The sequence below is a fragment of the Bacteroides cutis genome (assembly GCF_900241005.1).
GTDB lineage: Bacteria > Bacteroidota > Bacteroidia > Bacteroidales > Bacteroidaceae > Bacteroides > Bacteroides cutis.
Genome location: NZ_OEST01000003.1, coordinates 317,384 through 338,992, shown reverse-complemented (window position 1 = coordinate 338,992; position 21,609 = coordinate 317,384). Strand labels below are relative to the sequence as shown.

At 39.2% G+C, this 21,609-nt stretch carries 20 protein-coding genes; 9 read left to right on the top strand and 11 right to left on the bottom strand.

Annotated elements, in window-relative coordinates; translation table 11 throughout:
* Positions 1-17: 17 nt before the first annotated feature.
* A complete protein-coding gene (locus C1A09_RS08720) occupies positions 18-626 on the bottom strand; it encodes a DUF6621 family protein (protein WP_180949199.1) in 609 nt (202 codons plus the stop codon).
* Between the two features lie 191 nt (positions 627-817).
* On the opposite strand from C1A09_RS08720, the gene clpB reads away from it, so the two are divergent.
* Complete coding sequence (gene clpB, locus C1A09_RS08715) at positions 818-3,412, top strand: ATP-dependent chaperone ClpB (protein WP_101543163.1); 2,595 nt, start codon at positions 818-820, stop codon at positions 3,410-3,412.
* A gap of 431 nt (positions 3,413-3,843) precedes the next feature.
* Here clpB and C1A09_RS08710 read toward each other — a convergent pair whose 3' ends face one another.
* Both C1A09_RS08710 and C1A09_RS08705 read right to left on the bottom strand, forming a co-directional pair.
* A complete protein-coding gene (locus C1A09_RS08710) occupies positions 3,844-4,767 on the bottom strand; it encodes a beta-propeller domain-containing protein (protein WP_101543162.1) in 924 nt (307 codons plus the stop codon).
* Positions 4,768-4,771: 4 nt separating this feature from the next.
* On the bottom strand, positions 4,772-8,062 hold the full coding sequence (locus C1A09_RS08705) for an SUMF1/EgtB/PvdO family nonheme iron enzyme (RefSeq protein WP_101543161.1): 3,291 nt from the start codon (positions 8,060-8,062) through the stop codon (positions 4,772-4,774).
* A 151-nt stretch (positions 8,063-8,213) separates the two neighbouring features.
* On the opposite strand from C1A09_RS08705, the gene C1A09_RS08700 reads away from it, so the two are divergent.
* Positions 8,214-9,083, top strand: coding sequence for an AraC family transcriptional regulator (locus tag C1A09_RS08700; protein ID WP_233519881.1), 870 nt, complete (start codon positions 8,214-8,216; stop codon positions 9,081-9,083).
* 205 nt (positions 9,084-9,288) lie between these two features.
* Here C1A09_RS08700 and C1A09_RS08695 read toward each other — a convergent pair whose 3' ends face one another.
* From C1A09_RS08695 to nusB, 5 genes are all read right to left on the bottom strand, one after another.
* Positions 9,289-9,711: a DUF5606 family protein gene (locus C1A09_RS08695; RefSeq protein ID WP_101543450.1), complete on the bottom strand. Its 423-nt coding sequence runs from the start codon at positions 9,709-9,711 to the stop codon at positions 9,289-9,291.
* Between the two features lie 122 nt (positions 9,712-9,833).
* Positions 9,834-10,427 (bottom strand): dephospho-CoA kinase, encoded by a 594-nt coding sequence (coaE, locus tag C1A09_RS08690; protein ID WP_101543160.1) that lies wholly within the window; start codon positions 10,425-10,427, stop codon positions 9,834-9,836.
* The gene (locus tag C1A09_RS08685) at positions 10,417-11,433 is read right to left on the bottom strand and encodes a CdaR family protein (protein WP_101543159.1); all 1,017 of its coding nucleotides are present in this window, start codon (positions 11,431-11,433) and stop codon (positions 10,417-10,419) included. Before C1A09_RS08685 ends, coaE begins: the two co-directional genes overlap by 11 nt.
* Before the next feature lie 16 nt (positions 11,434-11,449).
* On the bottom strand, positions 11,450-11,794 hold the full coding sequence (yajC, locus tag C1A09_RS08680) for a preprotein translocase subunit YajC (RefSeq protein ID WP_101543158.1): 345 nt from the start codon (positions 11,792-11,794) through the stop codon (positions 11,450-11,452).
* Positions 11,795-11,832: 38 nt separating this feature from the next.
* The gene (nusB, locus tag C1A09_RS08675) at positions 11,833-12,759 is read right to left on the bottom strand and encodes a transcription antitermination factor NusB (RefSeq protein ID WP_101543157.1); all 927 of its coding nucleotides are present in this window, start codon (positions 12,757-12,759) and stop codon (positions 11,833-11,835) included.
* Positions 12,760-12,968: 209 nt separating this feature from the next.
* On the opposite strand from nusB, the gene C1A09_RS08670 reads away from it, so the two are divergent.
* The 5 genes from C1A09_RS08670 (at position 12,969) to C1A09_RS08650 (ending at position 16,203) form a co-directional block, all read left to right on the top strand.
* A complete protein-coding gene (locus tag C1A09_RS08670) occupies positions 12,969-13,373 on the top strand; it encodes a PUR family DNA/RNA-binding protein (RefSeq protein ID WP_101543156.1) in 405 nt (134 codons plus the stop codon).
* Between the two features lie 136 nt (positions 13,374-13,509).
* Entirely contained in the window at positions 13,510-14,100 is a 591-nt protein-coding gene (locus C1A09_RS08665) for a 50S ribosomal protein L25/general stress protein Ctc (RefSeq protein ID WP_101543155.1), read from the top strand.
* A gap of 119 nt (positions 14,101-14,219) precedes the next feature.
* Positions 14,220-14,783: an aminoacyl-tRNA hydrolase gene (pth, locus tag C1A09_RS08660; RefSeq protein WP_101543154.1), complete on the top strand. Its 564-nt coding sequence runs from the start codon at positions 14,220-14,222 to the stop codon at positions 14,781-14,783.
* A complete protein-coding gene (locus C1A09_RS08655) occupies positions 14,780-15,196 on the top strand; it encodes an RNA-binding S4 domain-containing protein (protein WP_101543153.1) in 417 nt (138 codons plus the stop codon). Before pth ends, C1A09_RS08655 begins: the two co-directional genes overlap by 4 nt.
* A gap of 20 nt (positions 15,197-15,216) precedes the next feature.
* Positions 15,217-16,203 carry a Gfo/Idh/MocA family protein gene (locus tag C1A09_RS08650; RefSeq protein WP_101543152.1) on the top strand — a complete coding sequence of 329 codons (987 nt, stop codon included), beginning with the start codon at positions 15,217-15,219 and terminating at the stop codon, positions 16,201-16,203.
* Positions 16,204-16,304: 101 nt separating this feature from the next.
* Here C1A09_RS08650 and C1A09_RS08645 read toward each other — a convergent pair whose 3' ends face one another.
* The 3 genes from C1A09_RS08645 to C1A09_RS16340 form a co-directional block, all read right to left on the bottom strand.
* Positions 16,305-16,730, bottom strand: a complete 426-nt coding sequence (locus C1A09_RS08645; protein WP_101543151.1) for an HIT family protein — start codon at positions 16,728-16,730, stop codon at positions 16,305-16,307.
* Between the two features lie 57 nt (positions 16,731-16,787).
* Entirely contained in the window at positions 16,788-19,055 is a 2,268-nt protein-coding gene (locus C1A09_RS08640) for a monovalent cation:proton antiporter family protein (protein ID WP_101543150.1), read from the bottom strand.
* A gap of 207 nt (positions 19,056-19,262) precedes the next feature.
* Positions 19,263-19,400, bottom strand: a complete 138-nt coding sequence (locus tag C1A09_RS16340; protein ID WP_180949198.1) for a hypothetical protein — start codon at positions 19,398-19,400, stop codon at positions 19,263-19,265.
* Positions 19,401-19,574: 174 nt separating this feature from the next.
* Between C1A09_RS16340 and mce the strand changes: the two genes are divergently transcribed.
* The gene (gene mce / locus C1A09_RS08635) at positions 19,575-19,988 is read left to right on the top strand and encodes a methylmalonyl-CoA epimerase (protein ID WP_101543149.1); all 414 of its coding nucleotides are present in this window, start codon (positions 19,575-19,577) and stop codon (positions 19,986-19,988) included.
* 52 nt (positions 19,989-20,040) lie between these two features.
* A complete protein-coding gene (locus tag C1A09_RS08630; RefSeq protein ID WP_101543148.1) occupies positions 20,041-21,594 on the top strand; it encodes an acyl-CoA carboxylase subunit beta in 1,554 nt (517 codons plus the stop codon).
* Positions 21,595-21,609 lie beyond the last annotated feature (15 nt).

Sequence of the window (21,609 nt, the reverse complement as noted above, 5' to 3'; positions counted from 1 at the left end):
GAGATAATTAATAAAAATTACAATTCTTCACCCTTAATGCCCAAAGCTGTCATCAATGGATATCCTAACATTTTCCACAGATATCCTACCGGAGACACAGGTTCTTCCATTCTAAACTGAATAATATCTTTTTCAGACTCATTCCCCTCGGTCATCCTATCAATGTACTCTTTCAATATATCCTCAACATCTTCACCATATTCTTCATTAAAAGATACCACAACCATTTTCTCCACATCAGCGGAATTCAAGATTATTCGCAACAAATCAAGAAACAATTCACCCCGAGACACAAACCCCTCTGAAGGAACAGCCATAAAACTAAATTCACCCAATGAACCTCTGAAAGCAACTCCATCCAGCTCCTGTTTCACATCACATGGCATACAATGATATAACTCTTCCGATTCCTTATCATATAGCAACAATATTTGCACATCATTTTCACCCTCTTCTATACCAGCATCCATAGCCAAATACATCGCGAAAAGAGCTAAATCAATCTTCTGTAGCGAACGCTCTAGTTTACGTTCAAAATAATTCTTTAAATCATTTATTACAAAATTCAGATAAGCGACATCTATCACCATCACTGTTTCGGAAAGTTTTATCTTGTTATCTTCCATAACCATACTCTTTATTGAGGGAGTAAAGGTACGAAAAGTTTTTCAGATAAAAACTATTTGCTGTAAATCAGCCATTTTGACATTCATTCTCTTCTCTTAACTGAAATTTTGGCGTAAATCTACCGTTGGCAAATCTTTTGCGCCCATTAAGGTGTTATTGAGAAAGTAAAAAATAGAAAGGAGAACAAAATATGAACTTTAACAATTTTACCATTAAAGCGCAAGAGGCTGTACAAGAAGCAGTAAATTTGGTACAAAGCCGAGGGCAACAAGCTATCGAGCCTGTACATCTGCTTCAAAGCGTAATGAAAGTAGGTGAAAACGTCACCAACTTCATCTTTCAGAAACTAGGCATGAACGGCCAACAGATAGCTCTTATTCTTGACAAGCAGATAGATTCACTACCAAAAGTTACAGGTGGAGAACCGTATTTGAGCCGCGAGACCAACGAAGTCCTTCAAAAGGCTACCCAATACTCGAAAGATATGGGTGACGAATTTGTTTCGTTGGAACCTATAATATTGGCATTACTGAACGTGAAAAGTACCACTTCCACCATTCTGAAAGATGCAGGAATGACGGAGAAAGAGTTACGGGAAGCAATCAATGAGTTACGAAAAGGTGAGAAGGTAACTTCCCAATCCAGTGAGGATACTTATCAGTCTTTAGAAAAATATGCCATCAATTTGAATGAAGCCGCCCGAAACGGTAAACTTGATCCAGTCATTGGACGTGATGAAGAAATCCGTCGTGTATTACAAATTCTAAGTCGACGTACCAAGAATAATCCCATATTAATAGGCGAACCGGGTACAGGTAAGACTGCTATTGTAGAGGGACTAGCACACCGTATTCTACGTGGTGATGTACCCGATAACTTAAAGAATAAACAAGTCTATTCATTGGATATGGGTGCATTGGTAGCAGGAGCCAAATACAAAGGCGAATTTGAGGAACGTCTGAAAGCAGTAGTCAACGAGGTAAAAAAATCGGAGGGAGATATCATCTTATTTATTGATGAAATCCACACGTTAGTGGGTGCAGGTAAGGGTGAAGGCGCCATGGATGCCGCCAATATCTTAAAACCGGCTTTGGCACGTGGTGAACTGAGAAGTATCGGTGCCACTACCCTTGATGAATATCAAAAGTATTTTGAAAAGGACAAAGCACTGGAACGCCGTTTCCAAATCGTGATGGTAAATGAACCGGACACATTGAGTACTATTTCTATTCTGCGTGGTTTGAAAGAACGTTACGAAAACCATCACCATGTACGAATTAAAGATGATGCCATCATTGCTGCCGTAGAGTTAAGTAACCGTTACATTACCGACCGTTTTCTGCCGGATAAAGCCATCGACCTGATGGATGAAGCCGCTGCCAAATTACGTATGGAAGTTGATTCCGTGCCGGAAGAATTGGACGAGATTTCTCGCAAAATTAAGCAGTTGGAAATTGAACGTGAAGCCATCAAGCGCGAAAATGATAAACCGAAATTGGAACAAATCGGTAAAGAACTTGCTGAACTAAAAGAACAAGAAAATTCACATAAAGCCAAATGGCAAAGCGAAAAGACTTTGGTCAACAAGATTCAGCAAAACAAGATTGAAATAGAAAATCTGAAGTTTGAGGCCGAAAAAGCTGAACGTGAAGGCGATTATGGAAAGGTTGCCGAAATCCGTTACGGTAAATTACAAGCATTGAATCAAGAGATTGAGGACACTCAACAGAAACTTCATAAAATGCAGGGTGACAAAGCCATGATTAAAGAAGAAGTTGATGCAGAAGACATTGCTGATGTAGTATCCCGTTGGACAGGCATACCTGTCAGCAAAATGCTGCAAAGCGAAAAAGAAAAGCTGCTTAACTTAGAAGAAGAATTACATGAACGAGTTATCGGTCAAGACGAAGCAATTGAAGCTGTTTCTGATGCAGTACGTCGTAGCCGTGCAGGTTTGCAAGACCCGAAACGTCCGATTGGTTCATTCCTGTTCTTGGGTACTACCGGTGTAGGTAAGACAGAATTAGCTAAAGCCTTAGCTGAATTTTTGTTTGACGATGAAACCATGATGACACGTATTGACATGAGCGAGTACCAAGAGAAACATAGTGTTTCCCGCTTGGTAGGAGCTCCTCCGGGATATGTCGGTTATGACGAAGGGGGACAATTGACTGAAGCTGTACGCCGTAAACCCTATTCTGTCGTTCTATTCGATGAAATTGAAAAAGCACATCCCGATGTATTCAACATCTTGTTGCAGGTATTGGATGACGGACGTTTGACTGACAATAAAGGACGTACGGTAAATTTCAAGAACACTATTATTATTATGACCTCCAATATGGGTAGCGGATACATTCAAAGCCAAATGGAAAAATTAAACAGCTCCAACAAGGAAGAGATTGTAGAAGAAACCAAGAAGGAAGTAATGAATATGCTGAAGAAAAACATTCGACCTGAATTCCTAAACCGTATTGACGAAACTATCATGTTCCTGCCATTGACGGAAACGGAAATCAAACAAATTGTAGCTCTTCAAATCAAGAGTGTACAGAAAATGTTAGCAGGCAATGGTGTGGACTTAGTATTAACTGATTCTGCCATAGACTTTTTAGCCAATGCAGGATTTGATCCTGAATTCGGTGCTCGTCCGGTAAAACGTGCCATACAACACTATTTATTGAATGATTTATCCAAAAAGTTATTGGCACAGGAAGTAGACCGTAACAAACCTATTGTAGTGGAAGCCAATACAGCAAAGAACAGATTGATATTCAAAAATTAAGGTACACAACAAGAAGTTAACATCATTGGTTATAAGAAGTTAACTAAATACATAATAACAAGTTAACTAAATACGAACAAGGAAGTTAACTTATTATGATGTACAATGTTAACTTCTATAACAGCATAAAAAACACTTCAAGAAAAGTACGAACGGCTTTTCATATTATCCGGGGTTATCCAATTATCTTTATTGGATAGCCCTATTTTCATTATATACCTACAAGTTATATCCATATTCAAAAAAAGTCACACGATTTCTGCTCTATTTTTCGGTTTCATGTTTATTGTTCAACAACACAATCAAAAAGAAAAGATCCCGAGAAACACTTTGTATAGCGATTAACTATACGGATATTTCTCGAACGACCGATATGACCGCTTAAGTCCATAAAGCACCACTTGACATGACTGAAGAAAAACGTAAAAAACTCAAGGCAACGGATAAACTGCAGAAATATTTTTTACCTCACCATGATCGTTCAACGTCCACCTTATCCTGTTTTTATGATCAATCTCAACAAGTTTGGGCTGAGATTTATCTCCGCTGTGCCCGTTCCAGTTACATATCAAAATTCGTCCTTTACGATAAACGCAAGATTCCGCAACGAAGAGTAAGGATACCCCCCGGATATCATCTGATGAAATTGTGCGAACTACCTGCCAGATATTAGTGTCCACTTCTACCAATTTATGTCCGTCACCACAGGCAACAAGCAACTTTCCATCTTTCAGTTGCTTAATGCTAAACAGAGTTCCACCTATTTGTACTTGATTGATAATCTTTCCAGTAGCATCAATTTCTATCAAATTTCCAGTAGCAAATAAAGGAACCAGATACGTACCGTATCTGGTTTTTTCTATTTGCCTGAACTGGTTATGTACGCGCTTAATACCGGTTTCAAATTGTATTTCTTTTAATGGATTACCCTGGCTATCCAATTCGACAATACGCGCAGGATGCCCACAGATAGCAAGTAAATAACCGCCGGAATTGAGTTGAGTAGCGGTAAACAACTCTTCTTCACGTACCTTCACTTCATAGTCCCACACAATTTGTTGTGAAGGAGTGATGAGTCTGGCTCCCGAAGTATAGGCATACAGAATGTTTTTTTCTTTGGTCAACTCCACATCATTACAGTCTTCTCCTTTCCCTAAAAGATGTTCCCAGTCCAGACAACCGGTTCGTTTATCCACCACAGCCACTTTATTCCACCCGCATCCTGCAATCAACAACTTCTCTTTTCCATATTTCCGAAAAAAGGAAAACGAAGTATCTTGCCCCTGTATTTGTATGGAACAGGCATACAAGTACAGAAGGCATATAAAGAAAAATAGATAGTTACGTCTTTTCATACAATCATTCTGTCATTACAACCCGGAAACCAACATTATATACTTTTTGATAATCACGATAAGGAAGGCGGAATGAAGAAGTGTTACGGAAGGGGCGATCATACCACGAACCACCACGGGCTACACGCTTTTCGCCAGTAATAGCCACATCATTCCGTCCATCATCTGCCCGATAAGGATAGGGTTTATAAACAGAACGAGTCCACTCCCAAACATTGCCGTGCATATCATATACCCCCCACGGATTAGCGATGTATCTTCCTACCTCTTCAGATATGAATCCACCATCATTATAGGTAGTATCACGTGGAATCCAATCATCGTATTGGTTGGGATTGGGTATGATTCGTGCACTTTCATAGAACTTATAAGCAGTACAGGCAGCAAATTCTTTTAAACGGATGTCACCCATGTTGGCATAAGGAGAGAAATCTACTCCCAAATTACCAAACCAAAAATCGGTATTACTTCCTGCACGACACGCCCACTCCCACTGCGCTTCGTCAGGCAAGGAAAAATGCATACCCGTCTTTTTAGACAACCATTCACAAAATTCCATCGCCTGTTTCCACGAAACACGGACCGCCGGCTGTTCTTCACCGTTCATAGAGTATCCTCTACGTCCGAACTGATAACCATGACGATGTTCATCACGACTGTCGTGCGTGGGATCGAAAGCACGAAACTGACGATTGGTAATCTCAAACTGCCCTATCCAGAAAGGCTTCTCGATAGTAACGGCGGTTTGTGGCATTTCATCTGTCTGACGAGTACTTCCCATGATGAATTTACCAGCAGGTACTTTGATGAGTTTCAAGTTTATACCTTTGGATATTTCTAAAGTCATCTGATAGTCATTCATCTGGTTAGATTGCATATTCAGTACTTGTTTTCCCGGTATTGGCCACCCCTTAAGCAAAGTATCACCTTTTTCTACCATAACTTTTACAGGAGCCCGGAATTCAATATCATCCGGTATCTCAGGAAGCCACTCCAAGTCCTGTTCCGGTGCACCGAACATATCACGATACAAGGCACGGAGTTCACGGCTTTGCTTGGTTCTGTCGTAAGTTGCAATATCACTGCGTCTTCCATGGAACGGCGCATTAAAATCAATCCAACAAGCCAATTTGGTAATAGAAACTGAATCAAGTTTCACATTATGATGACCTTTATTAAGTAACTGTATCAACTCTGTCTGGTCGGCATGTACATCCATGGGAACAAGCATATGCATATCACTTTCAATACCAGGACGACGTACATAACGATGAAGGTCGACATAGGATTTAGTAAAATGTCCGCCATAGGAGGAACTGGCTCTACCTGAGATCTGAGAACTCCAGTCAGTAATCCATTTGTCTCCTTTCAAATAGGGACGACCATTATTTTCACTGTCATGGCATCCTACGCAATAACGATCCAGAACAGGTTGTACCTCATGGCGATAACTAAATCCACGTTCCCTTCCCTGCCATTGCAGTATGGATTGAGGAGCTTTGTCGGACACTTTCGTTTTACGTGGAATGACAATCATATTACGATCTTCGTGACAACCTATACAAGAGAGTACTTCACCTGGCATAGCCGTAAACCAACTACGCATCACTTGTAGAGCTTTTCCTTCAGCATCAAGCGGCTGAATAAAGAGTGGAGTATTGGCAGGTACTTTAAATAGAGCTGAACCGTCTTCTTCTATATCGGCTTCACCTACAATACGTTTGATATCCCATGGTCCATCCATGCCGATGGTTCCCAACAGCCCGCCCTGCTTCCAGGGGCTGAAGTCGTAAGTACCGATACGAAGTTTCTTCACACTGCCACGGGGAATATCTTTCAGCCCGCCACCGATATAAATGTCCTGAATGAAAATAGTAGCATCTTTAGCTTCCGGTGTCACCATATTGGGAATAACAGGAGGGGTACGACGTTTCTCAACCAATACCGGAGACAAATAAGCCACCTCTTCTTCTTCTGTAATAAGTGTCATATTATCGAAAGTGTCTACCAGATAAATTCCCCATAACGAATTGGGGGTAGCTTTCATTGCAACAAGATAATAAGTATCATTCAATGGCCAAGGATGTAGAAAGCGCGGCCAACATCCATCTGCCTGACGATCTCTGATTTCGGCTTGTACTTTCCGACCCGAATAGGGAATTTCACCGATAACGCCGTCCACTTCTTGTCGCCCTTTACTGGTATCAATGAGAATGAGCCGTCCACTACGAGGTATACTGTGATGCCCTGTAACAATACCCACCATTGCCGACGAACTTCCGGGAATGGGACGTGCATCGAAGTAAGATGTAGGAAAATAGGAATTGGAACCGTAATAAGCACGTTGATTTGTACCGTCAGGATTCATTGTGAACATGATACGTGAGTTTGAATGTGGAATATCGGCATATTCCCAACGTTGGTACAAAATCATCCCATTATCCATAACTACCGGTCCCCAATTGCTATCCTGATCATAAGTAAGTTGGCGAGTATCTCCGGTAGCAGGATCATAACGAAAAAGTCCGCACATATGGCTTCCTCCGTCCGTACAAGGCAATCCTAGGAATGTACCGGTAGAACAAAAGATATAACTCCCATCAGGGGCATAACACCCATCAAAGGAATCGAAATCACGATAACTTTCGGGAGTAAGTTGTTTGGTTGCCCCATCTTTCAGGTTCAACTCGAACAAATGCCAGTGATTATTGGTACCTATGGAAGAATACATCAACCTTTCACCATCAAAATGAGGCTCCGGATCGGAAATGATAACCCCTTCAGTTGGTCTATACAATGTTTTATATTGTATTTTCCCCGGAATGATATTCAATGAAACGAATTCATTATTCCAGTCCTTCGAAGGATGGGGGATTGCAAAGTTATTATGAAAATTAGCCGGAACAATTCCCAAATCACCCCGAATAGCAGTACGTGCCTTATTGCCCAATATACGACGGATAGCAACAATCTGTTTTCCCTTTATCAACGGATTGGCCAATAAAGTTGCATCCAACGTATTCAATATTTCTTCTGCTTGCCGGATTGCTTTTTTGTCACCTTTTGTTATTCCTTCAATCAGAGATACTCGATTATCCTCAAGTGCCTTGATAGCTTCCTCCCAACCTTTGGCAGGTTGATAAGCAAATTTATGTGTCTGCTGAAGCGAACGGACAGTGGCCCGGAATTTCTCCGGCTGATAAAATTTCAAACGATATTCCAATCCTTGTGAAAAAACGGAAGAAGTAATGCTACCTAATAACAACAGATAAATGAATAAACAAAAGTGTCTCATAGTATTACGTGTTTTATATTATTGATTTTGCAAAAATAAACGATATAACGCTTTCTACTGACATAAAAGTTTGTGCAAAACTTTGCAAAAAACGATATTTCCAATCGGAATAATCATATTTTTGCTAAATTATCAGTTTATTACCCGGAATATGAAGATACTAAACGAAAAAAACACACTCTCTTTACAAATGCTTTATGCAGGTTATCATATGGCTGGTAAGGAATGGTGTTACAAGAATGTCATCAGTCCTTTTTCCCGCATGTATCTGATTGACGAAGGAGAAGCGGCAGTGTATATGAACAAAAAAAAGTATTATATATCAGCAGGAGAATTATTCATTATCCCAAAATTCACTTTTCACATGTACGAGTGCGACAATTTCATGAATCATTATTATATATGCTTTTTTGACCAACTGATAGGCGGACAAAGTCTATTCGATAATACTCAAATCCATTACCAACTTCCGGCAAACGAAATGGACCGTATGCTCATGCTCCGTTTCATAGAACTGAACCCCAACTGCGCTATACAAAATCCCGATCCCAAGACTTATGACAACATACCGGATATCTATACGATAAATCAAAATAAAGTGAATTATAATCTGAGTCAGGAAATAGAAAGTAACGGTATTTTATTACAGTTGTTTTCCCGTTTTCTTGGAAATACACAATTATTGGAATCTAAATCACGGAATCAATATGAACGACTAACGGATATCTTCAGTTATATTGATAATCATTTATATCAGAATATTCATGTCAGCGATTTGGCAGAACAAATGTGCTTGAGTTCTGATCATTTTACCCGCATATTCAAACAAGTAAGCGGCATGAGCCCCATTCAATACATACAGGCGAAACGGATAGAGCGTGCTCAAACACTATTACTGGCGTCCCGGTTGAGCATCAAAGAAATTGCTGAAACTGTAGGTATACCCAACCTTTCACAATTTTCAAAGTTATTCACCAAAGAAACAGGACATTCTCCACGGGAATACAGAGACAATATCTGACTTAGCAAAAGATATCATAATTCTCCCAAAAGATACTTGAGGTTTTATCTTCTTCTTGTATAATACAATAATTCCAAATACAAATTACACGGATTTCGCTATTTTTATTTATTCTGCGAAATCCGTGTAATCCAATCTAAAAAGAGTACGTCAAGAGTTTCCGGACATTCACTCTCCGTTTTTTATCATATTTCAAAACTAACGTTTATTCCGCTGTCTCTGTTTCTTCTTTATCGGCAACATCTTCAAAGTCAATACCACTTGCCACAAGCAGATTATACCATGAAATCAATTTTTTGATATCCGACGGATAAACACGATCACGATCGAAAGCAGGTAACACCTCTGCCAAATAAGAGCGTAAGTCATCGGCTGTAGCTTTCTTTAGATCCATAGTTACAACAGCCCCATTTTCTTTCTGCTTTACAGAAAGCAATACATCTTTCAAAGGTACATCTTCAGTATCTGTATACATAGCAATATCGCCTAAAGAAATAATTTTCTCATTACCGTAAGCAGGAAAACGTTTCTTGTCCACAAGCGATTCTACAATCAACATATTCTTTCCCTGAGAAATAAGTTTATACAATCCCGGTTTACCGGAGATAGACAAAATAGTCTTCAACATAGTATATTCTTTTTTGTAATTAGTAGTTATTTTTTCGGTGAGCAAAGATAATGCAAGCCAAAGACAATACAAAATAAGCTCACCTATTTTTATTGTGAAAGCGATGTCTACCTTATCTAAAGTTAGGAATTATTTTGAGACAGCGAAGTGATTAACTCCAAAACCTGAGGAATTAACGGTGTTTCACCATCATTCATTATCACAAAATCAGCCAACATACGTTTTCTTTCATCATTCATTTGGCTACAAATACGTTTTTCTACCAATTCGCGTGTAGAAGCATCCCGCTCTATTGCACGTTGCAAACGTATCTCCTCAGGAGCATATACCATCACAACCGTATCCACTTCCACCGAAAAACCGGCTTCAATCAGAATTGCAGATTCTATACCTAATATCGAAAATTCATTCCGCTGCCGTATCCATTGACGAAAGTCATCCTTTACCCGGGGATGAATGATATCATTCACCTGTCTGGCATGTTCCGCATCCCCAAATAAATAAGTGGCGAGCAAAGGCTTATTTAGCTCACTGTTCCTATACACCTCTTCCCCCAGTAAAGCTTTCAATTCCTGCCGGATACGAATATCCGTTGTCATTAACCGTTTAGTTTCAATATCTGATATATAGACAGGAACTCCCATTATCTCCAACAAATGGGATACCACACTTTTTCCACTACCGATACCACCGGTAACACCTATCTTAATTGACATATTTGGGAGAAACTTGTTCTATAAGAAAATCGACCTGCTCCGGATTAAAACGTATCTGGCTTACACCTTCAGGAATATTTCTCAACCTTACAGTATATTTATCCGAACCAAGACGCAGAAGTTCTTCATAAGAAACATTAAGATGGAAATCGCTTGCCGTAATCCGACGAAAATTGCTAAGCCCAACCTGGAAAGTAACTTGAACTTTCGAAGGAAAAGCACGAAGTACCTTATCCGCAGGAAAATTTATACCACGCAGAGGTACCTCAACAGTCTTCTCCGTATAAATATCCACAGGGAGTATCATTTCAATAGAAGCGGGAACAAACTTGACTCCTTTCCGAGTAAGCAAAGGCACTTGCTGTTTCAAAGTATCTGAAATATTTTCTAATTTCATCTGACGCGTATAAGCGGCAGTTATCGTATCTAGTACCCCAGCAGGAGCATATACCAGAACAGAATCCGGTTTAAAAATCGTATCGGATAGATAATACTGGCGTCCTGCACTTACACTACCTTGCAACCTCACCGGTACCAGTTTAGATACCCCCGTTGAATAAATATATTCCAATGTATCGGGCTTCATCGAAACCAAACGGGTAGAAACATTCAATTGACTAAGAACTTTCTTTTCAAACTCCGATGCATATACACGTACATGGTTATTGCTTCCGTTATAATCAGAGAACTCAAGAGTTATCGGATAAAAACTTTTACCTAACATATAATTAAGTAATACAGTTCCTTTATCTTTTACCTTTATACGTAGTTCAGCAGCTGGCTCCGACGTAATAACTGTGTTATTAGGCACTCCCTTAAGACGAACGGGAATAGAAAATTCAGTTTCATAGTCATTGTTCAAAGTTTGCAATAACCAAAATCCTCCGGCAACAACGAAAAAAAATAAAAAAACAAAGAACTCTCTACTCTTTTCACTGAGCAGAAAGTTCTTTATTTTTCGAGTTATATTCAAATAAATATGTTTTATGTTCCTACGTTCAAACATAGGCCTTCATCCCTATTTATTTAGCAGCCTGGCTACTGTTTGCATCAGCAGCTGCGGCAAAAATAGAATTTTTATCAATATGGATCTTAACGTTAGAAGCAATCTCAAGCACTACATCATTATCATTGATTTCTTTGATGATACCATGAATACCACCAGCAGTAATAACTTTTTGATTTACCTGAAGAGATTTGCGGAAATTTGCAATTTCTTTCTGCTTTTTATTCTGTGGACGAATCATAAAGAAATACATAATAACAAACATTGCTATTAACATTATCCACATCATGCTACCACCACCTGCGCCCATACCTGGAGCTGCTCCAGAAGTTTGCAAGAAGAATACAGTCATTAAATTCATAAATGTTCAGTTTTAATTTTTATTATTCAACAAAGGTATCAGTTTTTAGCCAACTTGCCCTCTTTTTTCAATTCCTTAACTATTCCATCCAAAGTACCGTTAACGAAGCTACCACTCTTTGACGTACTATATACTTTAGCAATATCTACATATTCATTTAACGAAACACTGACCGGAATGTTCGGAAAGCTCAAAATTTCCGCTAATGCACATTGCATAATTATTACATCCATAAAAGCGACACGATCCAAATCCCAATTACGTGTATTTTCACTGATAAGATGACGATAATAATCGCTATTCAAAATAGCACGGCGGAACAAACGACGAGCAAATTCCTGATCTTCATCATCTTTGAACTCAGGCAATAACTCTTGATTGGCTCCATTCTTTTCTTCAAAACGCTTAATCGTTTTCAGCACAAAAGTATCTACAATCTCCTTATCATCATTCCAATAAAGACTTTGATCTTCAAGTAATACATCCAATGCTTCATTACCAAAAATATACGTCTTATATATCTTTCTCCACAATTCACGGTCAACTTCATAAGACTTATCCGAAGAAGCCATGTATTCCTTATATATATCAGAAGCAACTATTTCTTCATACAACCCTTTGACAAAATCTTCATCATTGGCCCAAGTACGTTTTTGGTTAGTGATAAAATCCATTAACTGCTTATTCACTTCCAATTGAGAAATAAACTTGTTTTCTACAAATCTCATGTTAGGATACAGCTCCTCGGCCGTAGGAGCTAATTTAGCTTTTGCCGCATCAATGCGCTTTTGTGCGTAGTTCGTCAAAGCTATCATCAACATAAGCAAGTAGTTGTAAAGATCATAAGCCTTGGACAGGCTAAAGAATAATTCCTTCTCCGCTGAGTCTAAATTTTTACTACCGTTCTGATAATAAGCATATACAATCTGTATAATCTTAAGACGAATAAGAACTCTGTTAATCATAATTATAAAGTAAATACTGGTGTTTTAACGAGTTGCAAAAGTATGCATTTTTAATGAGTTTACATAAATAAATCACATTTTTTAATGTAGATAAGCATTATCCGAGCTTTTTCTTTTGACAGTTTAAAAAAAATCGTCAATTTTGGACCCGATAAGCAAAGCCATAAATGACGAGCTACAAGTTAACATCAAATTGAGACCTATATTATATGGAAGACTTTAAGAAGAAAACCGGAATGGATATGAACGACAAAGAGATTGTATTTTCCCAATCCATTAAGGCCGGCAAACGCATCTATTATTTAGACGTAAAGAAGAACAGGAAGGATGAAATGTTCCTTGCTATTACTGAAAGTAAAAAGGTGATAATGGGTGAAGGAGACGATTCCCTGGTAAGTTTTGAAAAACACAAGATTTTTTTGTATAAAGAAGATTTTGATAAATTCATGAATGGTCTGCAACAAGCTATCAGCTTTATCCAAGAGCAACAAGGTTGCTATGCTCGAGATAATGATAGCGAAAGAAAAACAAGTAGTGAACCATCGGAAATAGCAAACAAAGAAGGAAAAGAATCTCCATTGACCGGCGAAATCAAAATTGATATTGATTTTTAAGAGCCAACCCTTTGATAATTCAAAAAGAAGCTGTAATTTTGCACCGCTTTTTGCAACATCGTGTGGTTAATCGCATCGTGTGATGGTGAATTAAGCAAAAACATACTTAATTTAGAGTAACACAATTTTTAAAGAAATGAAATCAATTGAAATCAAAGGAACTGCAAGAACTATTGCAGAACGTTCTTCAGAACAAGCTAGAGCTTTGAAAGCTATTCGTAAAGACAACGGTGTACCTTGTGTACTCTACGGAGCAGGTGAAAATATACATTTCACAGTACCGGCAGAAGGATTGCGTAACTTGGTTTATACTCCGCACATCTATGTAGTAGACTTGGTTATCGATGGTAAAAAAGTAAACGCTATCATGAAAGATATCCAATTCCATCCGGTAAAGGATACTATCCTGCACGTTGACTTCTATCAAATTGATGAAGCTAAACCTATCGTAATGGAAGTTCCGGTACAGTTGGAAGGTTTGGCTGAAGGTGTAAAAGCCGGTGGTAAATTGACTCTGCAAATGCGTAAATTGAAAGTAAAAGCTTTGTATAACGTAATTCCTGAGAAATTATCAGTTAATGTTTCTCACTTAGGCCTAGGTAAGACTGTAAAGGTCGGTGAATTAAGCTATGAAGGTTTAGAATTACTGAATGCCAAAGAAGCTGTTGTATGCGCAGTTAAGTTGACTCGTGCGGCAAGAGGTGCTGCTGCAGCTGCTGCAAATTAATCAGTACTTCTTTAGTAAGAAAATATTCGGAACGCGGATTAACGCAGGTGACGCAGATTTTATATCCGCGGACTACTGCGGTAATTCGCGTTCTTTATTAAATCACAAATCATTATATAATGAAATATTTAATTGTGGGATTGGGTAATATAGGACCGGAATATCATGAAACTCGCCATAATATTGGTTTTATGGTAGTAGATGCATTAGCAAAAGCAGCAGGTACAACTTTTATTGACGGACGTTATGGTTTTACTACTACCATATCCATCAAAGGTCGCCAACTATTGTTATTGAAACCTTCTACTTTTATGAACCTTAGCGGTAATGCCGTACGCTATTGGATGCAAAAAGAAAATATTCCGTTAGAGAATGTATTGATAGTAGTAGATGACCTGGCATTACCTTTTGGTACATTACGCCTGAAAGGTAAGGGAAGTGATGCCGGACACAACGGCCTCAGACATATCGCTGCAACCTTAGGAACACAAAGTTATGCTCGCTTACGTTTTGGTATCGGTAACGAATTTCCTCGTGGAGGACAGATTGACTATGTACTCGGACACTTTACTGACGAGGATTTAAAAACAATGAATGAATGTCTGGAAACTGCCGGTGAAATCATAAAAAGTTTTTGTTTGGCAGGAATTGATATCACAATGAATCAGTTTAATAAGAAATGAGTGAAGCAAGAATAGATAAATGGATGTGGGCTGTACGTATATTCAAAACTCGTACTATAGCTGCCGAAGCTTGTAAAAAAGGACGTATAAGCATTAACGGTACACTAGCCAAAGCTGCCCGTATGATAAAACCGGGAGATGTAATACAAGTACGGAAACCACCTATCACTTATTCTTTCAAAGTGTTACAGCCCATTGAAAAACGCGTGGGAGCCAAACTTGTTACCGAAATGATGGAAAATGTAACCACTCCTGATCAATATGAGCTATTGGAAATGAGTCATGTCAGTGGTTTCGTTAACCGAGCAAAGGGAACTGGACGCCCCACTAAGAAAGATCGACGCACTCTGGATGAGTTCACTACTCCGGAATTTATAGATGACTTTGATTTCGACTTCGACTTTGAAGAATAATACTCAAATAGTATCAAATTATGAGCGAAAAAATAATAAAATGGGGATTTATCGGTTGCGGAGAAGTGACCAAATATAAAAGTGGACCTGCCTTCCAGAAAATAGACCATTCCGAAGTAGTAGCAGTGATGAGTCGAGACGTCTCTAAAGCCAAAGCATATGCCAAAGAAAGAGATATTGCTAAATGGTATGACGATGCGCAAGAATTGATTGATGACGAAGAAGTAAATGCCGTATACATCGCTACCCCTCCCTCTTCACATGCGACATACGCTATTATGGCAATGAAAGCGGGAAAACCGGTATACATAGAAAAGCCAATGGCTGTTACCTACGAAGAATGTTGCCGTATAAACCGTATTTCACAAGAGACCGGAGTACCCTGTTTCGTGGCTTACTATCGTCGTTATCTTCCTTATTTTCAAAAAGTCAAATCTTTAGTAGAAGAAAATGCGATAGGAAATATTATCAATATTCAGATCCGTTTCGCCCAACCTCCACGAGACCTAGATTACAATAAAGAGAACTTACCTTGGCGTGTACAACCTGATATTGCGGGAGGCGGTTATTTTTACGATCTCGCTCCTCATCAGATAGATATCTTACAAGACATGTTCGGTTGTATACTCAAAGCCAATGGATACAAGAGTAATCGCGGTGGACTTTATCCGGCAGAAGACACATTGAGCGCCTGTTTCCAATTTGATAATGGATTAGTTGGTAGTGGTTCATGGTGTTTTGTCGCCCACGAATCAGCCCGTGAAGACCGTATCGAAATTATAGGCGATAAAGGTATGATTTGTTTCTCTGTATTTACCTACGATCCTATTGCGCTACATACAGAAAGAGGAAGAGAAGAAATTCCCGTAGAAAATCCAATATACGTTCAGCAACCACTTATTCAGGCTGTAGTAGACCATCTACTAGGAAAATCCGTTTGCAGTTGCGACGGCGAAAGCGCTACTCTGACAAATTGGGTAATGGATAAGATACTAGGAAAACTATAAATTAGGTATAAACTATAAAGCATTAATCACTATACCATAATTCCATATAGTTTATACCTTATAGTTTATACCTTATAGTTTATACTTGACTTTACACCTAATCAAAGATTTCTTTTTATCGCTTCGATCAGTTCCTCATACTCCTTATCCGTCAGATATACCTTTCCCGGATTCATTTGGAAAACGCTCCCATAATCAGGACCATCTACATATTTCGGAGCCAAATGGAAATGGAGATGAGAAAGCTTATCTGAATAAGCGCCGTAATTGATTTTTTCCGGGTTAAATGCTTTTTGCATAGCACGTGTCACAAGGACCACATCAGCCATAAAAGCATTACGTTCTTCGTCACTTAATTCATTTAGGTCATTAACATGATCTTTGTAAGCCACCAAGCAACGTCCACGATAAGTTTGTTCCTTAAAAAGGAAAACACGCGACACACTCAACTGCGCAATCTCAATCATCAGATTGTGCAATGTTTCATTATTCTGACAATACAGACATTCTTTCGGATCACTTTTCATAATATTCTTTTTATTAACGTTTATGTTTACGAAACAAATATAACTTTTTCCACTGTATTACATGTCTACTATTTCATCATTTTTACCAACTAATTGATATACATCATCATTTTCGCCAACTATCCAAACGACATCACCTTCTACAAAAGGCTCATGAGGATCAGGGGCATGTAGAGTTTCTTCTCCTCTTTCCACACCGGCTATCAAGCAATGATATTTTTCGCGAATACCGACTTCCTTCAACGTTTTACCCAAGAATGGCGAGTTCTCATCTATTCGAAATTGACGTAATATCATCGCACTTTTCTCTACCACATCCGTATCCATTGAAGAAACCTTACCCATTTCATCACCAAATACATTCAATTCTTCATCTGTGGCAATAACTTGAATTTTATCCTGAGGGAAAAGGCGTACAGAAGCCCCTGGAATATTAATTCGTTTCCGCCCACGAAGAATAGATACGACATGCACACCATATTTTTTACCAAAATTCAATTCTGCTAATGTTTTACCTGCCCAAGCCGATTCGCCGAGAATTTCATAATCGGTCAGATGTAAATCACGAGAAAGCAGACGTCCTGCATACTCTGGTTTTTTCTCTCCCAAGTACTCTGCACGCATATCCCTAGAACGCAAATTCTGAAAGAAAGTCCGTTCTATCATTATAGATTGTTTTTTCAATTGACGAGAAAGTATCATTACAATAACCAACAACACCGCAACTCCTAAGACCAAACCAACAGAGACCTTAAACAGTCCGCCAATAACAAACATTACAAATGAGACCGCCAACAAGATACGTAGTACAATTGTAGCCACCAAAGGGGCGCGATTTCCCCTGTTATCATGCCAAAGTGTAACAAACTCTACCGAATGATTCTTTTTAATCATAATGGCACGAAGGAAAGGAGCAATAAACAAAATAATAATAAAAGCAGCCAACAATGAGCCCCACACTCCGGGCAACGCATCATGGCACAACGGCACCAAAAAACGGAAGGCAATGGCTATCACTGCCACACTTATAATAGAATAGACCATCGTGATACGTACCAAAGCAAATATCAGTCTCTTCCACAAACTCTCATGATTCATTGTCTGCGTTCCAGAAGCATAGCGCATCAGGAACTTCCGCCATTTCTGCGGCAAATGTACATCAACAAAGTTCGATGCCGGCTCCGCTAAACGGATCATATATGGAGTAAGAAAAGTGGTAATTACAGATACCGCTACCACAATAGGATATAAGAAATGACTTGTAACACGCAAAGATACTCCCAAAGAAGCAATAATAAAAGCAAATTCACCAATTTGCGTCAAACTGAACCCACATTGCATGGCTGTCTTCAACGGTTGTCCAGCCAATAGTACACCTAAAGTCCCGAATAATGACTGTCCAATAATTACAGCCAATGTTATGACGACAATAGGACCTGCATACTCTACTATCATAGCCGGATCTACCATCATCCCCACCGACACAAAGAAAATGGCACCGAACAGATCTTTCACTGGTTTTACCAAATGTTCTATACTTTCCGCTTCCACCGTCTCTGCTAGAATAGACCCCATAATGAAGGCACCAAACGCCGCAGAGAAACCGGTATGTGCCGCCATGACAACCATTCCGAAACAAAGCCCCAACGAAACGATCAACAACGTTTCTTCGCTCATCAGTTTACGGCATCTCTTCAAGAAAACAGGGATCAGATAAATCCCCACTACAAACCAAAGGATAAGGAAAAACAGCAGTTTTGCAATACTACCTAACATTTCCGTACCCTCAAAGTTATTACTCACAGCCATGGTAGACAGCATGACCATCAAGACTATCGCAAGTATATCTTCCAAAATCAGCACGCTCAACACCAATCCCGTGAATTGTTTCTTACGCATTCCCAGGTCATCAAATGCCTTATAAATGATGGTTGTGGAAGACATAGCGATCATACCTCCCAAAAAGATACAGTCCATCCGCTTCCAGCCAAAAGAGGTTCCAACCGTTATTCCCAGCAATATCATACAAAATATAATAGTACAAGCTGCGATAATAGCCGCTCCTCCCACCTTGACTATTTTCTTGAAACTGAACTCCAACCCCAAGGCAAACAAAAGGAAGATAACGCCAATATCCGCCCAAGTCTGTATATTTGCCGTATCCATCACCGAAGGGGTATATGCCATGTGCGGACTGGCAAGAAAACCTGCCACGACATATCCCAAGACCAACGGTTGTTTCAATTTCTTAAACAGTAGCGTCATTATTCCGGCGCAAATCAATATCAAAGCCAAATCGGCTATCAAAGGAGCTAAATGTGACATAATATTTGCTCAAATGTATTTTTGGTAACAAAGATACAACAAATAGAAGTAAAATTTTATATCACTTCAAAAGTTAACCGATTATTGGCATAAAAAAAGATTATAAATCTAAAAAACTTTTTTACCTAGCCTTATATTCCTAATGTTTCCTGTATTTCAATTTTTTGTTCATCCATCAAATTCTTCAGATAAGCCTCATACAAATACTTACCTATAGAAGAATTCACAAGTTTCACAAGCTGTTCCATGATAAAAAATAGAGAAATCAGACTTAACGTCATCTACATTTTTATCGGATAAGTCACGGTCACTAAATTGGTCGATAGCCACCAATACCTCCATCATCTGTTTATTCTAAAAAGTATTGCCTACATAAACACGAAATGTCCACAATGAAAGACAGACAAATTACAGCACATTTAATTGACGAAAAATTTCTTTATTTAATTAGAAATACCTTATTTTGTACGATTTTATATTTTGGCATGAAAGACGATACCAACATTAATAAATAAAGTTATGAAGATTTCACACATTGAACATTTGGGCATTGCCGTAAAAAGCATTGAAGAGGCTCTGCCATACTACGAAAACGTATTAGGCTTGAAATGCTACAACATTGAAACTGTAGAGGATCAAAAAGTAAAAACCGCTTTTCTGAAAGTGGGTGACGTAAAGATCGAGTTGCTGGAACCGACTTCTCCCGAAAGCACCATTGCCAAATTTATCGAAAAAAACAATGGTAACGGTGGTATGCACCATCTGGCATTCGCTGTGGAAGATGGAGTAGCCAATGCGCTTGTTGAAGTGGAAGAAAAAGGTATACGCCTCATTGATAAAGCACCTCGTAAAGGTGCCGAGGGTTTAAACATCGCTTTCTTACATCCTAAATCAACTTTGGGTGTATTGACTGAACTTTGCGAAAAGCCGTAAACGACAGGTAATATTAATCGGAATAGTTAATAATTAAATCGGAAATAATAAGATGAGTAATCAACTTGAGAAAATTAAAGAGCTTATAGACCGCCGTACGGCAGCACGTCTGGGTGGTGGTGAAAAAGCGATAGCCAAGCAACACGAGAAAGGAAAATATACAGCTCGCGAACGTATAGCTATGCTTCTTGACGAAGGTAGTTTTGAAGAAATGGATATGTTCGTTGAACATAGGTGTACAAACTTTGGAATGGAAAAGAAACACTATCCCGGTGATGGTGTGGTTACCGGATGCGGTACTATCGGAGGACGTCTGGTTTACATTTTTGCTCAAGACTTCACTGTATCTGCTGGTTCTTTGTCAGAAACCATGTCCCTGAAGATTTGCCATATTATGGACAAAGCCATGAAGATGGGAGCGCCTTGTATTGGATTAAATGATTCAGGTGGTGCACGCATCCAGGAGGGTATCAATGCTTTAGCTGGTTATGCCGAGATTTTCCAACGTAACATTCTTGCTTCAGGTGTTATTCCGCAAATCTCTGGTATATTTGGTCCTTGTGCCGGTGGTGCCGTTTATTCTCCAGCTTTGACTGATTTCACATTGATGATGGAAGGAACTTCTTACATGTTCCTCACAGGCCCAAAAGTTGTGAAAACTGTAACGGGTGAAGACGTCAGCCAAGAAAACCTGGGTGGTGCAAGCGTTCACTCTACAAAATCAGGTGTCACTCATTTTACAGCTCAAACCGAAGAAGAAGGTTTAGCACTTATCCGTAAGTTGTTGGGTTACATTCCACAAAACAACCTAGAAGAGGCTCCATACACAGATTGTACAGACCCAATTGATCGTTTAGAAGATTCTCTGAACGATATTATTCCTGATAACCCGAATAAGCCTTACGATATGTACGAAGTTATTGGCGCTATCGTAGACAACGGTGAATTCCTCGAAATCCAGAAAGATTATTCCAAAAACATTATTATTGGTTTTGCACGTTTCAACGGTCAGTCCGTGGGTATTGTAGCCAACCAGCCTAAATATTTGGCAGGTGTTTTGGACAGTAATGCATCACGTAAAGGTGCACGTTTTGTTCGTTTTTGCGATGCTTTCAATATTCCTATTGTGTCATTGGTAGATGTACCAGGATTCCTTCCGGGAACAGGTCAGGAATATAATGGTGTTATTCTGCACGGTGCCAAATTGTTGTATGCTTACGGTGAAGCTACCGTACCTAAAGTTACTATCACTTTACGCAAGTCCTACGGTGGTTCACACATCGTGATGAGCTGTAAGCAACTCCGTGGCGACATGAACTATGCATGGCCTACTGCTGAAATAGCTGTTATGGGTGGTGCAGGCGCTGTAGAAGTTCTGTACGCACGTGAAGCCAAAGAGCAAGAAAATCCAGCTCAGTTTTTGGCAGAAAAAGAGGCCGAATACACTAAGCTGTTCGCTAATCCTTACAATGCGGCTAAATATGGTTATATTGATGATGTCATTGAACCACGTAATACACGTTTCCGTATCATTCGTGCCTTGCAACAACTACAAACCAAGAAACTGACTAACCCGGCTAAAAAGCACGGAAATATTCCTCTTTAATTCAAAAACTTAAAT